Annotated in this window: 16 protein-coding genes and 1 riboswitch; of the genes, 10 read left to right on the plus strand and 6 right to left on the minus strand. The window is 36.9% G+C overall.

All coding sequences use genetic code 11. From position 1 onward, the window contains the following. The first annotated feature begins 133 nt into the window (after window positions 1-133). The 9 genes from FG384_RS17555 to FG384_RS17595 are packed head-to-tail and all read left to right on the plus strand — an operon-like array spanning window position 134 to window position 8,575. A complete protein-coding gene (locus FG384_RS17555) occupies window positions 134-859 on the plus strand; it encodes an HAD family hydrolase (protein ID WP_240793465.1) in 726 nt (241 codons plus the stop codon). Next, window positions 859-1,695 (plus strand): MurR/RpiR family transcriptional regulator, encoded by an 837-nt coding sequence (locus FG384_RS17560; RefSeq protein WP_142643991.1) that lies wholly within the window; start codon window positions 859-861, stop codon window positions 1,693-1,695. Before FG384_RS17555 ends, FG384_RS17560 begins: the two co-directional genes overlap by 1 nt. 16 nt (window positions 1,696-1,711) lie before the next feature. Then, on the plus strand, window positions 1,712-2,446 hold the full coding sequence (locus tag FG384_RS17565; protein WP_142643992.1) for an MBL fold metallo-hydrolase: 735 nt from the start codon (window positions 1,712-1,714) through the stop codon (window positions 2,444-2,446). Between the two features lie 17 nt (window positions 2,447-2,463). Continuing rightward, window positions 2,464-4,014, plus strand: coding sequence for an ABC transporter substrate-binding protein (locus tag FG384_RS17570; RefSeq protein WP_142643993.1), 1,551 nt, complete (start codon window positions 2,464-2,466; stop codon window positions 4,012-4,014). 21 nt (window positions 4,015-4,035) lie between these two features. Next, window positions 4,036-4,980: an ABC transporter permease gene (locus tag FG384_RS17575; RefSeq protein WP_142643994.1), complete on the plus strand. Its 945-nt coding sequence runs from the start codon at window positions 4,036-4,038 to the stop codon at window positions 4,978-4,980. Beyond that, entirely contained in the window at window positions 4,977-5,795 is an 819-nt protein-coding gene (locus FG384_RS17580; protein ID WP_240793467.1) for an ABC transporter permease, read from the plus strand. Before FG384_RS17575 ends, FG384_RS17580 begins: the two co-directional genes overlap by 4 nt. 11 nt (window positions 5,796-5,806) lie before the next feature. Continuing rightward, the gene (locus tag FG384_RS17585) at window positions 5,807-6,787 is read left to right on the plus strand and encodes an ABC transporter ATP-binding protein (RefSeq protein WP_142643995.1); all 981 of its coding nucleotides are present in this window, start codon (window positions 5,807-5,809) and stop codon (window positions 6,785-6,787) included. Next, window positions 6,784-7,755, plus strand: coding sequence for an ABC transporter ATP-binding protein (locus FG384_RS17590; RefSeq protein WP_142643996.1), 972 nt, complete (start codon window positions 6,784-6,786; stop codon window positions 7,753-7,755). The genes FG384_RS17585 and FG384_RS17590 overlap by 4 nt, the downstream gene beginning before the upstream one ends. Before the next feature lies 1 nt (window position 7,756). Further along, on the plus strand, window positions 7,757-8,575 hold the full coding sequence (locus FG384_RS17595; RefSeq protein ID WP_142643997.1) for a metallophosphoesterase: 819 nt from the start codon (window positions 7,757-7,759) through the stop codon (window positions 8,573-8,575). A gap of 241 nt (window positions 8,576-8,816) precedes the next feature. On the opposite strand, the gene FG384_RS17600 is transcribed toward FG384_RS17595, so the two are convergent. The 6 genes from FG384_RS17600 to FG384_RS17625 form a co-directional block, all read right to left on the minus strand. After that, entirely contained in the window at window positions 8,817-9,185 is a 369-nt protein-coding gene (locus FG384_RS17600) for a VOC family protein (protein WP_142643998.1), read from the minus strand. Window positions 9,186-9,576: 391 nt separating this feature from the next. Continuing rightward, complete coding sequence (locus FG384_RS17605) at window positions 9,577-10,077, minus strand: DUF1697 domain-containing protein (protein WP_142643999.1); 501 nt, start codon at window positions 10,075-10,077, stop codon at window positions 9,577-9,579. A gap of 79 nt (window positions 10,078-10,156) precedes the next feature. Beyond that, window positions 10,157-10,915: an energy-coupling factor transporter transmembrane component T family protein gene (locus FG384_RS17610; protein ID WP_142644000.1), complete on the minus strand. Its 759-nt coding sequence runs from the start codon at window positions 10,913-10,915 to the stop codon at window positions 10,157-10,159. After that, the gene (locus FG384_RS17615) at window positions 10,896-12,266 is read right to left on the minus strand and encodes an ABC transporter ATP-binding protein (protein WP_240793468.1); all 1,371 of its coding nucleotides are present in this window, start codon (window positions 12,264-12,266) and stop codon (window positions 10,896-10,898) included. Before FG384_RS17615 ends, FG384_RS17610 begins: the two co-directional genes overlap by 20 nt. Beyond that, complete coding sequence (locus tag FG384_RS17620) at window positions 12,259-12,837, minus strand: ECF transporter S component (protein WP_240793476.1); 579 nt, start codon at window positions 12,835-12,837, stop codon at window positions 12,259-12,261. Before FG384_RS17620 ends, FG384_RS17615 begins: the two co-directional genes overlap by 8 nt. Before the next feature lie 4 nt (window positions 12,838-12,841). Continuing rightward, window positions 12,842-13,423, minus strand: coding sequence for a YkoF family thiamine/hydroxymethylpyrimidine-binding protein (locus FG384_RS17625; protein ID WP_142644003.1), 582 nt, complete (start codon window positions 13,421-13,423; stop codon window positions 12,842-12,844). 78 nt (window positions 13,424-13,501) lie between these two features. After that, window positions 13,502-13,609: riboswitch (TPP riboswitch) on the minus strand. Window positions 13,610-13,829: 220 nt separating this feature from the next. Between FG384_RS17625 and FG384_RS17630 the strand changes: the two genes are divergently transcribed. Next, window positions 13,830-14,825: a 2-hydroxyacid dehydrogenase gene (locus tag FG384_RS17630; protein ID WP_205961820.1), complete on the plus strand. Its 996-nt coding sequence runs from the start codon at window positions 13,830-13,832 to the stop codon at window positions 14,823-14,825. Window positions 14,826-14,886: the final 61 nt, after the last annotated feature.

Below are 14,886 nucleotides of genomic sequence, written 5' to 3' on the forward strand. Positions count from 1 at the left end.
AGGTTTTCCTTCAAGGTAAATAATTTTGATTTTTTTTCTTCACGAACTCTTTACATTTTGTTAACGCCTGCAAAACATTTTGAATCTACAATAAGTTTGTAAACAGATAGGGGTTTTATAAAAAAGAAAGAAGGTGGTTACTATAGTAGTTCGATTTATTTGGTTTGATTTAGGATACACCTTGGCGTATATCAACCGGGAAGAAATGTATTATGAGAGGCTTCAGACTATTGGAATTTCAAAGTCAATAGAGGAATTAATGCTGGCGTTTCATTTGGCAGACAAATACTACATGCGTGAGCATCCAGGAGCACTTGGAAAAAAAACTGAACAAGTTATGAATGATTATTATAAAAGACTTAACGAATATTTACATATTCAGTGTGATGATCTCACTAAAGAGAGATACATACTTGGAAGTGAAATAAAACCTGAATGGAGACCATTCGAAGAGACTATTTCAACGTTAGAGAAACTAAAAACATCAGGTATTGGCGTAGGGTTAATTTCTAACTGGGATGAAACCGCCATAGATGTGCTTGAAAAGACGAAAATTCTTCCTCTATTAGATAAAGTAATCATTTCATCTGAAATCGGGATTGAAAAGCCAGATGAACGAATTTTTTTACATGCGCTTGAGCAAATTGATATTCCAGTATGTGAATGTTTATATGTTGGAGATAATTATTATGATGATGTACTTGGTAGTCGGAAGGTAGGAATGGATAGCATTCTTATCAACCCATTCGACAATATTGGTATTGAAGAGATTCCTGATATATTGAAAATCTCCAATATTAAAGAACTTTTTCCTGCACTTGATTTATTCACGAGAGAACGAGTCAAAGAGGAGGTATAATGGTGAATTTTACAGAAAAAATTACTCAGACCTTTCATACATTAAGTGATGCTCAAAAGAAAGTTGCGCATTATATGCTTGAAAATACGCAAGAAATTGTTGTCCATACTGCCCAAAAAGTTGCAGAAGCTTCGAATGTAAGCGAGGCAACAGTCCATCGTTTGTCCAAAGCTCTAGGGTACGAAAGCTTTTTTGAAATGAAACAGGACATTCATCAATTTGTTAAAAATGATCACAGAGCGGTAAATAATTTCATTACAAAAACCGCTATGAAACAAGAGTCGTGGTTGGAAGAACATTTTTTGCAGGAAGCAGACAACATTATCCAGACTAGTCAAGGAATACAGAAGGATAGGATCCACCTTGCGGCACGCTATTTTTTAGATGCTGACCATATTTGGGTGGCTGGGTGGAGAATGGGTATTTCGGTTACATCCTATATGCAATTTGTGTTGAAATATATGCTTGGCAAAAGCCAGATGATTCCACAAGGGGAAGCCGCAGAATATGTTACCTATCTTAAAAAGGGTGATGTATTATTTGTAACTTCATTACCTAGGTACTGTCAAAAGACGTTAACTATTGCAAAAATAGCAAAGGAAAAAGAAGTTCAAATAATTGCTATCACTGATAGTCAAATTGCACCAATTTGTGAGTATGCTGATATTGTATTTTTAGTCAAAAGTAAATCTAAAAGTTTTTTGGACTCTTATACCTCTGCAGTTTCGGTTTGCAATGCAATAGTAAACGAGATTGCTTATATTGGCAAAGATGATGTGATGGATAATATTAAAGAAATGGAAACAAAATTTGAAATTTTTCACGATAGACATTGAAGCGAAGGTGATTTAATTGAAAGTAACAACAGTTGGGTATTGGGGAGCTTACCCTAGTCCGAACGGAGCAACCTCTTGTTATTTGGTACAAGAAAAATCCATAAATATACTTTTAGATTGTGGAAGTGGTGCATTAGCTAAGCTTCAAAATTATATTGAACTTGAAGAATTAGATGCGGTTTTCATTAGTCATACACACACGGATCACATGGCAGATATATATAGTTTAGAGTATGCCATGCTTATTCAAACTCAATTAGGCAATCGAAAGCGTCCGTTAGATATTTATGTTTACGAAGATAATTTTTCAGTATTACCTTTTGAATTTCCAGATATAGTTCATGTTCATCCTATTAAATTAAAAGAAAGTATTACTGTAGGTCCCTTAAAAGTGTCGTTTACTGAAAATCTACATGAAATTCCATGTGTTGCTATGAAAGTAGTTAATACAGAAGGAAAAACACTTGTTTATTCTGCAGATACAGGGATGACAGAAACTATTAAGAATTTTGGGAAATCTGCAGATATTTTTATCGTCGAGTGTAGTTTTTTTGAAAAGCAAAAAGGTTTCGTAAAGGGGCATCTTTCTACAATTGAAGTAGCAGAGATAGTCAATTTTACTAAACCAAAGATAACGGTATTAACTCATTTTCCACATTTTGGTGAAACTCAACAGTTGATAGAAGAAGTACGTAAGTATACAACCGAGGAAATATGCTTAGCGTCAGATGGTTTTACCATTAACTTATAAATTGGAGGAATTTAAAAATGAAAGCTTCATGGAAAAAAGGACTATCGGTATTCGCTTTAACATCATTAATACTTGCAGGTTGTGGATCGAACGATTCAGCATCAAAGAAAGAATCAGCTGCTACAGGTACAGAAACGAAAGAAAAAGCAAGTGGTGGAGTAGTTCGTATTGCGATGGCAACGGAAGTGGACAATTTAGATCCTTACCTATCTGCTTCTACTGACTCTTCTTCTATGATGGACAATGTGTTTGATGGATTACTGGATACCAACGAAAAAGGAGAACTAATTTCCAATCTCGCTGAAGACTATACAGTCTCTGAAGACGGTCTAACTTATACGTTTAAGTTAAAAGAAGGGGTAAAGTTTCATGATGATTCAGATTTTACTGCAGAAGATGTCGTCTATTCGTATTCTAAATTAGCAGGTCTTACGACTGGAGAGCCGATGAGTTCTAAATTTGCGGGCGTTGGATCAGTAGAAGCAAAAGGTGACTTTGAAGTAGTTGTCACTTTAAAAGAAAGGGATTCCTCTTTTTTAGCAAGAAACATAGTAGCTATTGTACCAAGTGATTATGAAGAACAAAGTAAGACCCCAATTGGAGCAGGACCCTTCAAATTCAAGGAGTATAAAGCAGGGCAACAATTAGTTTTAGAAAAAAATGAAGCATATTACTTGGAAGGAAAAACACCAAAAGTAGATGAGGTACAATTTAAAATCATGCCTGATGCAGAGTCTTCTATTTTAGCGATGCAAGCTGGTGAAATTGATGTGCTTCCGGGCATTTCGGAACAAGGTCTACAACAACTAGGTGATTCGGTAGAAGTGGTGTCTGGCCCACAAAACATGGTTCAGCTAATGGCATTAAATAACTCATTTGAACCGTTAAATGATCTCCGAGTAAGACAAGCTATCAACTATGCAATCGATAAAGATACAATAATCAAAACTGTTGCAGAAGGAAAGGCGACTAAACTTGGTTCAAACTTCAGCCCAGCAATGGACTATTATTTTGAAGATGGCTTACAAGATTACTATAAAACAGATATTGAAAAAGCAAAACAACTACTTGCAGAAGCAGGATTTGAAAAAGGATTTGATCTTCAACTAACAGTACCGTCCGACTATCAGTTCCATGTAGATACAGCTCAAATGCTAGCGAATCAATTGAAAGAAATTAATATCAATGTTGAAATCGAGCCAATTGAATTTAGTACATGGTTAGAGAGAGTCTATACAAATGCAGAGTATGAGTCAACAGTTATTAGTTTCACTGGTAAATTAGATCCTTATGAAGTGGTAGGGCGTTTTGTAAGTGATTATCCTAAAAACTTTATTAAATTTAACTATACTGAACTTGATAATGTTATTGACAAAGCTTTAAAAGAAACTGATGAAAAAGTAAAAGCAAATCTCTATAAAGAAGCTCAACGTATTCTTACGGAGCAAGCAGCTAGTGTTTTCATTATGGACCCTGACCGTTCAATAGCAATGGCAAATGGTTTGACTGGTTTTAAAATGTATCCAGTACAAAAGTATAATTTAGAGGATCTTGAATTTACTGAGTGATTACGATAGGGGATTTCGGCATTGAAGTATTTATTGTATAAAGCGTCTACTTTCACTTTAACGATTACGTTTATTTCAATTATTATTTTCTTTGTATTTCAAATAATACCAGGAAATCCTGCTCAAATAATTTTAGGAATTGATGCAGATGAACAACAGGTTATTCAACTAGAGGAAAAATTAGGATTAAACGAACCTCCTTTAGAGCGCTATATCGATTGGATTAAGGGGGTATTTCAGGGAGACTTAGGTGACTCCTTGAAATACCAAATCCCTGTTATGGATATTTTAAAAGATCGTATTCCAGTTACATTTTCTTTAGCAATACTATCCATTCTATTCACCGTACTAATTGGCATTCCATTAGGGATATTAATAGCTCGTACAGATGGTAAATGGTATTCGGTAGTTCTTTCAATCTTTACACAATTAGGCATTGCAATTCCTTCTTTTTGGTTTGGCTTTCTTTTAATTCTATTATTTGCGGTTATATTAAATTGGTTCCCAACTTTCGGTTATGTACCTTGGTCTGACGACTTTTGGGGTGCACTCAAGTCTTTCTTTTTACCATCGCTTGCAATTGCTGTAACCAATATTGCTGTAGTTATTAGATATTTAAGAAACACGATTCTTGATCAATCAAAAATGGATTATGTGAGAACTGCTAGAGTAAAAGGATTAAGTGAACGTTCTATTGTTTACGGGCATGTATTAAGAAATGCCTTCCTACCCGTTTTAACAATTATGGGAATGATTATTGCAGATACAATAGGAGGCAGTATAATCATAGAAAATGTTTTTGCTTTGCCAGGTTTAGGAAATTTATTAATTCAATCTATCACTTCCCGTGATTTTCCATTAATACAATCAATGGTTATGTACATTGCCATTTTTGTTGTCATAATTAACTTTTTAATTGACTTACTTTATCGAATTATCGATCCAAGAATCCGTTTGAAAGGTTGAGACTTTTGAAAAGAAATAAAAGTATTCCCTTTAATATTGGTGTCACACTTGTAGTACTTCTCTTCCTGATGATGGCTTGCAGTCTCTTTTACACACCTTATGACCCAAATGCAATGGAACCGCAGAATCGTTTAGCACCTCCTTCTATAGAGCATCCATTTGGAACTGATAACTTTGGGCGTGACATTTTGAGTCGAGTGATGGAAGGTTCTAAGACTGCGTTCTTAATCGGTACCTTATCAGTTACAATAGGTTTGTTTTTTGGTTTTTTGATTGGGGCGGTGGCAGGTTACTTTGGTGGCTGGATTGACGAGATTTTTATGCGATTCATTGATGCGATGATGGCGTTTCCGGGAATTTTATTAGCTATTGTCCTTGTTTCAGTTTTTAATACGGGGATGCAAAATACGATTATTGCTTTAGGGATTATGACTATTCCTTCGTTTTCCAGAATAGTAAGAAGTGGATTCATACAAGTTAAGGAATTTGATTTTGTGAAAGCGAGTAAAGCTAAGGGTGCCGGTTCAATGCGTATCATTGTCAAGCATATTTTACCGAATGTAATTTCATCTATTACTGTAGCAGTGACACTCAGTTTTTCAGGATCAGTTCTTGCAGAGTCAGGCTTAAGCTATTTAGGACTAGGTGTGCAACCTCCGGATCCAAGTTGGGGAAGAATGTTGAAAGAGGCGCAGCCTTTCATAGTTTCGTCTCCTACTTATGTAATTATTACAGGGGGAGTCATCATGCTAATGGTACTTGGATTCAACCTACTTAGCGATGGAATTAGAGACCTGAGAGATAAAAAGGCATAGGAGGAAATGTAGTGTCTCAACCAATTTTAACAGTGGATAACCTAGAAGTAGCATTTTCATTCCCGGATGGAGAATTTAGTGCACTTCAAGGAATATCCTTTTCAGTTGAACCAAATGAAGTTGTGGGAATCGTAGGAGAATCGGGCTGTGGAAAAAGTTTAACTTCTTTATCCGTAATGGGAATTCTTCCTCGCAACGCTAATATTATTAATGGTGAAATCCAACTAAATGGAAAAGATCTAATAGGACTCTCCAATAAGGAATGGCAATCGCTTAGAGGTAACAAAATCTCTATGATTTTTCAGGAACCAATGACTTCTTTGAACCCATTGCTTACAATTGGAAAACAAATATCAGAAGTGTTAAAAAAACATACTAAATTATCTAAAGAAGAACGGAAAAAGCGGACTATTGAGGTTATGAAAGAGGTTGGGCTTCCACGTACTGAAGAGCTGTATGCATCTTATCCTCATCAATTATCAGGTGGAATGAGACAACGTATTGTAATTGCTATTGCTTTAATTGGAGAGGCAAATTTAATCATTGCGGATGAGCCCACGACTGCGCTCGATGTAACGATTCAAGCACAAATTCTTGAGTTGTTTAGAGAAATAAAGCGAAAAAGAAGTACTTCAATGTTGTTCATTTCCCATGATTGGGGTGTAATTCGACAAATTTGTGATCGCGTATTCGTCATGTATGCTGGACGTATTATTGAACAAGGAACAGTGAATGAGATAGTAAATAATCCAAAGCATCCTTATACGAAAGGGTTGATATTATCTATACCTGATCATAAGAAAAGAGGAAAAGAATTACATACAATCCCTGGACGTGTTCCAACGCTTAAGGAACGAAAAGGTGGATGCCTGTTTGTAGATCGTTGTGCAAATGCTATGAAGATTTGCAAATATGAGTATCCTAAAAGCCTTGAGATTGGAGAACAAAAGGTTAGTTGTCATCTTTATACGAAGGAAGCTGAAGTAATATGATAGAGCCTATTATTGAAGTGAAAGATTTAACGAAACAGTATAAGATTGACAGAAAATACTTTTGGGCCAAGGATACGTTTGTTAAAGCTGTGAACAACCTCTCTCTTCAGTTACATAGTGGTGAGACGTTTGGCCTTGTAGGTGAAAGTGGCTGCGGAAAATCTACCACAGGACAGATTATTTTGCAGCTAATTAAACAGACAAGTGGAAAGGTATTATACAAAGGGGAAGACATTTCACGATTTTCTTCTAAAAGATTGAAGGCTTGGCGTAGGAAAGTTCAAATTGTTTTCCAAGATCCGTACTCCTCTTTAAATCCTAAGAAAACGATTCAGTGGACTTTAAACGAGCCATTGGAGATTCATGGAATAGGTACAAAAGAATCACGTCAAGAGCTTATTATCAAAACACTTGAGGATGTTGGATTAGATGCAAACTATTTAAAGCGAATGCCACATGAATTAAGTGGTGGTCAGCGTCAGCGTATAGCTATAGCGTCGGCTATTATATTGAATCCAGAATTTATAGTCGTTGATGAAGGGGTTTCGGCGTTGGATGTTTCCGTACAGGCACAAATTTTAAATCTATTAAAAAATTTGCAGAGAAAATATCAATTGACATACTTATTTATTTCTCATGATTTAAATGTCGTTCAATATTTCTGTGATCGCATTGCAGTCATGTATTTAGGAGAAATTGTAGAAATCATTAAATCGGATGAAACAAGTTTAATGCCCAAGCATCCTTATTCACAAGCCTTGTTTTCCTCCATTCCCCAAGCCTTTGATAATGGTCAAGAAAATATCGTTTTAAAGGGAGATATTCCAAGTCCAAGTGATTTGCTACCAGGTTGTACTTTTGAAACACGTTGTCCGTTAGCTATGGAGGTTTGTAAAAAGGTAAAACCTACATTCAAGAAAATTACAGAAAATCATATCGTAAGCTGTCATTTGAAAGAGGAGGCTTAGTATGAAGATAGGTGTGCTATCGGATATACATATTGATAGAAATGCAGAGATGCTTAGTGGAGGACAAAGCTATGTAGAAATAGTGGCTGAAAAAGTTCGTTTAGAACAAATTCAGTTATTACTAATAGCAGGCGATATTTCAAACGATTATTTGACAAGCCTTAAGTTTTTACAGGAATTAGAAAAAGAATGTGCTTGTAAAGTGTTATTTGTTCCAGGAAATCATGATTATTGGTCAAAAATAAACGGTATTACAGATACTAAATTGATATATGAAAAATTTAGAACGGACGCAACGACACTACTAGAAAAGCCTTGTCTTATAAATGATGATTGGGCAATTGTTGGGAACTCTGGATGGTATGATCATAGCTTTGGGAATCCGAAATTTTCGCAAGAAGAATTTGCGAAAATGACATATAATGGTCGGACCTGGCAAGACTATTATTTCGTACATTGGGGTATGTCTAATCTGGAAATACATCGTTGGTTTTATAAAAAAATTGAAGAAGACCTACAAGCGGTAGAAGGACGAAAAGTTATTTTGATGACACATATCGTGACACATCCTGAATTTATAGTACCAATGCCAAATAGCGTGTTCGAGTATTTCAATGCATTTATCGGAAGTGATGAATACAAGAAACTATATGAGAAGTACAATATTAAAGTAAGCGTAATGGGGCATGTACACTATCGGAAAACCTTGAAGCTAAATGATACTACTTATATATGCGCATGTCTCGGGAACTCAGACGAATGGCGGACTGGGGATCCAGTCAAAGAAATAGAAGCCTCTTTTGCTACATTTACTATATAAACTTAGGCTCAACATGAAAGTCTGTTCTTGACATAAAAAGCTATACAAAAGAACAGCTACAACCCTGATTCTCATCAGTCGAAAGTAAAACAGTAAACAACCGATTTTATTGGGACGTAGCCAGAATCTTTTTTGTTCTTAAAAGTAGTCAAGTACATGTTTGGAATAGCCTAAATTTTACCATTCTTTCAAGTTTGAGTATTTGTTAAAGCAGGATGAGGAACGATATTTTTTGTTCTTTTTAGTTCCATTCCAATATTTCAATTCGATTACCAAAAGGATCATGTACATATATTCTGTTTGCTCCAGGTAAATCTGTATCTACAATGAAGCTGACTTCATTTTTCGTTAGATGTATCTTTAATGCTTCTAGATTTTCTATTTCAAAAGCTGGATGTGCTTTTTTAGCTGGAGCGAATGGCTCTTCAATACCGATATGAATCTGATAGTTGCCGAATCCGAACCATACTCCGCCTTTCTTTTTTAGCATTTCTGGCTTTTCTATTTCTTGAAAACCTAGTAATTCACCAAAAAATTGTTTTGCTATAGCTTCTGAACCTTTAGGAGCTGCTAGTTGTACATGGTCGATTGATTTAAAAATAAATGACATAATAAATCCCCCTTGTATTGTTCTAGTTTAAGCTTAACCTAAAGAGTGTGATTAGAAAATTTTATTGTATTTATAGATCTTCATAACTTAATCTTATGAGACGTCTAATAAGGCACATGTGAACTTCCTGAAAATGTGTTTTCGCTTGAAATAAATGGCTAAGCTAGACTAAATATAGCGTGAAAGCGACTAAAAAAGTTTCCACCTCTCAACATGGTGGAAACTCATTTACATTTGGAAACTTGTAAGTAAGAATCGGATAATGAAGAGTCAAAATCGGATAACCACTCGGGATAATCGGATAATACAGCGTCGAAACCGGATAATCACCCAGTAAAATCGGATAATATCATATAAAAAAAGTTCATGTTATTACTAGGCGGATACCTTTTCACATTTTTAATATGATCTTATTTACTGTATTTTGATTCCGCGCAGTAGAGATCATTTTAAGCTTCTTTTCAAAGAAAGTATTCGTAAATTTTGTCTGATGATAACTTTTTGTAAGATTTATTATCACATTTCTACGATTCAACACGACAAATTCGTCATCAACTAAACTACGGAGCAATGCTTGCTGTTCATCAGAAATTTCTTTTTCTAAAAACATGACATATACTTGCTCTTTTAAAAAAGTAGAATTCTGTTGAATTTCTTCAAGCTCTTCCTTCGACCGAACGACAACGGGTATATCAAATCCGTAGGTATCACGAAGCGAAGTTTCAATCTGCTGAACATTATAGGATGAATTATCAAAGATCACATTACCTGTCTGTATATACGTACGCACATTTTCATAGCCCAACTCTTCAAATAGTACCTTTAACGATTTCATATCCACTTTATTTTTGTTCCCAAGATTGATACCCCTTAGCAAAGCAACGTGTGACATCCTCAACACTCCTTTAAGTTTTAACGAAAAACTCCTGCTTTTATCTTATCGAATTAAAAGCAGGAGTAAAATATTTATGTTAAAAATCAAGCCATAATCTATTCGTACAGCTCAACACGAGCACTAGTAAAAACACAACAGCTAAAGCTGTATCTATTTTGCCAACCTTAATAACTTGAAAATAGCTGCTTCTTCGTTCTCCAGTAAAGCCCCGTGCTTCCATTGAGAACGCTGCTCGCTCGGCTTTTCGAACAGCACCTGCAAGCATAGGAATTAGTACTCGTCGAGTGCCAAGAAGCCGTTGAAATGCATTTTTTTCTTGGGTGATTCCTCTCAAACGCTGAGCTTGCCCAATGTGCATAAATTCGTCCTTTAACACGGGCAAAAACTGATAGCCAACCATTACACCGTAAGCGATCTTTGGTGATAATTTTAATTGTTGCATTAAGCTCATGATAAAAGTGGTGGGATTAGTTGTTAAAGCAAACAAGAGCGATAGACTTGAAAAAGCGAGTACACGAAAGCTTAACGATAATGCATGATTCAGCTGTGTTTCTGTAACATGCACATTCCAAATGGACCAAATTACAGGTCCGGATTGATCTTCGGCAAAAACGAGTGTAGTCCAAAAGTAGCCGAATGCTGTCACGAAAAAAGGTAGCATAAATAATAGCCATTTCTTCCAATCAATGCGACTAAACAATAGTTGTAGAACGAGTATACCAATCCAAAATACGAAAGGGGTCCAAGGATCAAAGAAGAACGCCATCGTAAACATACAAATGGTAATCAATAAAAACTTCACCGAAGGATTCATCTTATGCAAAGCATGCTTCATGACGCATCAATCCTTTCGGAGGAAGAAGATGATGATTTTGAAGTAATCGCTCATCGCTCCAAACATCTTTCGCTGGAAACTTCCCAGTCAAACTGCCACCATCCATTAGTAGAACCGTATCTGCGATACAGTAAGCAAACTCCATATCATGTGTTACGATTAAAAACGTCGTTCCTTCTCGTGCTCGCTCATTTATTAATTGAAATAACTCAGACAAAGCAACAGCGTCCTGACCAGAAGTGGGCTCATCCATTAGAATAACTTCACGTCCATCAGAAAGCATCGCAGCAATTGCTACTCGTCTCTTTTGACCATGACTAATAGCAAACGGATGAGCATCAGCAATATTCTCTAGTTTCAGTCGAGACAGCATTTCATCAATATTACTACCACCGCCGTAACCTATTTCATCTCGTACATTTTTTGTGAGAAATAAAAACTCTGGTGATTGTGGCACATATCCTAAAAAATCTGGCTGCACAGTTCCACTCGACGGGATTAACTGACATAGAGTTTTCATCAATGTGGATTTTCCACTCCCATTTGGACCTGCAAGTACGGTTATTTCACCGCGACTTAACTGAAAACTAATGTCTTTTAAGAAAGATTTATCTCGAACTTTATTTACGGCAAGCGAAATTTCTTCTATTTTGCTACTATTTCGTTTTTCCAAAGGAGCAGCAACCTCCGTTTTATGCAACGGAATGCTTCGTTCAAAAAAATTGCCCCATAGGTCAAGCCGGTGTTCGATAGCTACTATTGTGATGGACCGTTTATGTTGTAAATCATCTAACCACTCGATATATTTTTTTGCCGTATAGGGGTCTAAATGAGCAATAGGTTCATCTAACAATAAAATTTCTGGCTCCATAATAAGAGCACATGCTGTAGCAATCCTCTGTTTTTGGCCACCAGAAAGTGATTGGATAACAGCGTGTCGAAACTCGCATAAATCCGTTAAAGCCAGTACTTCACTAATACGTTTATCCATTTCTTCACGATTGACATGCAAGTTTTCAAGGGTGAAAGCGAGCTCTTGTTCCACTGTTTGCATACAAAACTGGGAGTCGGGATCTTGGAAAACCGTCGCGATTCGATGATTTATTTCCCCGGGAATAAAATAAAGGCTATCTTTGCCGAAAAGTTTCACTGTGCCAGATAAAATGCCATCGCAATTTTCTGGATACAACCGATTGCATAAATATAGTAAAGTCGTTTTTCCACATCCACTTGGACCTGTGATGACAACGCGTTCTCCTTGACTGATCGAGAATGAAAGCTCCTGAAGTACTGGATTTTCCTCGTCTGGATAGGAGAAAGTCACCCGTTCAAATTGAATGACATCATGCACGAACTTCACCTTTTTTCGAGCGGGAAATTGCATATCCTCTAAGAGAACCTGTTGCAAGTAACCCATCGGATAATGCTTTTCCTCCAAGGCCAGCGATCATTGCTCCGCTTAGTATTCGGATACCGAGCATTAACGCAACATAACCAGGGCTATACACTGCAAATCCACCTAGGAAATACCCGTACACGAAACTAAATACAGAAGAACCGACACCAGCTAACATCAATACCCACAAATCAAAACGCTTATATCGAGTCGCTGCAAACACTGCTTCCGCACCAAGCCCTTGAATCAAACCAGAGAGGATTAATCTTGGACCAACTGCATTACCTAATAACACTTCAATTGCAGCCGCAATCGTCTCTGAAACCACCGCAGCACCCGGCTTACGAATAATATACATACAAATGATCGACACGATGAACCATATCCCGAAAATCCATTCATACGCAATGGGACCTATAAATCCAGCCCAAATATTGCCGACATGCACGAACAATAAATATACAATTCCAAACACTACTGCAAACAAAGACATAAGTACAATCTCTTTTAACTTCCAAGAGTTCAGCATATTAAAGACCTCCGTGTGAAGGACTATTAATACTCATCGAAACTGTCATAACTAAATGTTTATGCTCCTTAGAGCGAGCGTGTGTAAATGTCTCTTCGTAAAAAGCAAAAACATCATGAATATCGCCGTGAATCCCACTCGCATAATGCATCGATTCGTTGAAAACACCACGTTCCTTCGCACGGTCCACTTCTCGATAAATAACGTCCATATAATTTGGGTTGTTCATCGGATATAGAGCAAATTGAGAAGATACGTATTGTTTTGTCGTATCTATATTTGCCACTTCATCACCTTTATTTAGATACACATCTCCCGCACTATCCCCAGGACAACCAGCCGAAAAAGTGCCGGATAATGCAATATGTACACCCGTTTTTGCAGCGTGAAGTGTAATCGATTTTGCAACATTGAACACATGAACTTGTTTCCCACGAATTACTGTGGACACATCATCTGTATGCATCCACACATTGCACGTATCGGTTTCTTGTAGTGCTCCTTTAATTACTGAAATAAAATCGTTGGTCATCGGATGTAACGAAAAACGAAATCCGACAATCGGGCTTAAGCCACATTGCATAATAAAACCTCCTAAATTTTTTCATAAAAAAAGACCACATCCGTGAAGATGCAGCCACTTATCCAATATAAAAAAATTCGGAAAGTCACCGCACTTCCTCACGCAGGTATTATCCTGATCGAGTAATAAGGGATCGGAGCTAAAAAGCTCTCATCACAGCCAAAGTGGGCACCCCTAGTGCAGAAAAACGGTATGTAGTTTTCCAAATTGTTGACAAACGCTTTCATTCTTCGTTGCTGGCACTTCGTTGTAAGCTCATGAACCTTTAGTTCAATTCGCTTCCACCTCGTACTGGCACGCCTCGACTGGCAAGCGTTTTCAAGACAATTTGATTTCTTATGTGCCCCCAGTATACCCTACGAAATTAGCATTGTAAATGCAGTTGCAAAATTTCATACTTTCGTCCATGCTTGAACTTATAGATTATTTGGAGGTTGCTGATTTGAAAAAAATATTGATAACACGCAAGTTACCAGATGAAGTAGTGAACCCGTTAAAAGAAAAATTTGAAGTGAACATGTGGCATAGTGATGAAATTGGAATGACCTATGAGCAATTAAAAGCAGAAGCGAAAGATGCTCATGCTCTATGGACAGTGCTTTCAGACAAAGTAGATCGTGAACTATTAGAGAGCTTACCAAACTTAAAAGTAATTAGTAACTTAGCGGTTGGTTATAATAATATTGATGTGAGCGCGGCTAAAGAGAATGGAATTATCGTGACAAATACACCAGGAGTATTAACAGAAACAACAGCGGACTTAGCTTTTTCACTGCTTTTAGCTACTGCTCGTCGTGTGACGGAATCAGAGCGCTATCTTCGAGCAGGTGAGTGGAAATCTTGGTCACCAATGCAGCTTACTGGAATGGATGTTTTCGGTGCTACACTTGGAATTATTGGGATGGGACGCATCGGAGAAGCAGTTGCAAGACGTGCAAAAGGTTTTGATATGAATGTTCTTTACCATAATAGAACAAGAAAAATGGAATCCGAGGAAAAGTACGGTTTTACGTATGCAGAATTAGATACATTGCTGAAGGAATCAGATTTCATCGTTCTGTTAACGCCATTAACACCGGAAACGAAGGGATTAATTGGAGAACGTGAACTAGAAATGATGAAAGAAACCGCAGCAATTATTAACGTTGCGCGTGGTGGAGTCATTGACGAACAAGCCCTATACGAAGCATTAACGACAAATAAAATATGGGCTGCTGGTCTAGATGTATTCGAAGTGGAGCCAGTTCCATTAGACCACCCATTACTCACATTACCGAATGTTACTGTGCTACCGCATATCGGAAGTGCAAGTATTCGTACGAGAATTGCTATGATGCAAATGAATGCTGACGCTATTAAAGCTGTATTGGAGAATAAAGAGCCAGAGAATAGAGTAGTATAAAAAATACCAGATCAGAGCTATTTCCATTTCTCTGATCTGGTATTTCGTTGTTCTTATACTA

This window comes from Psychrobacillus vulpis (genome assembly GCF_006861825.1).
In the GTDB taxonomy this organism is placed as follows: Bacteria; Bacillota; Bacilli; order Bacillales_A; family Planococcaceae; genus Psychrobacillus; species Psychrobacillus vulpis.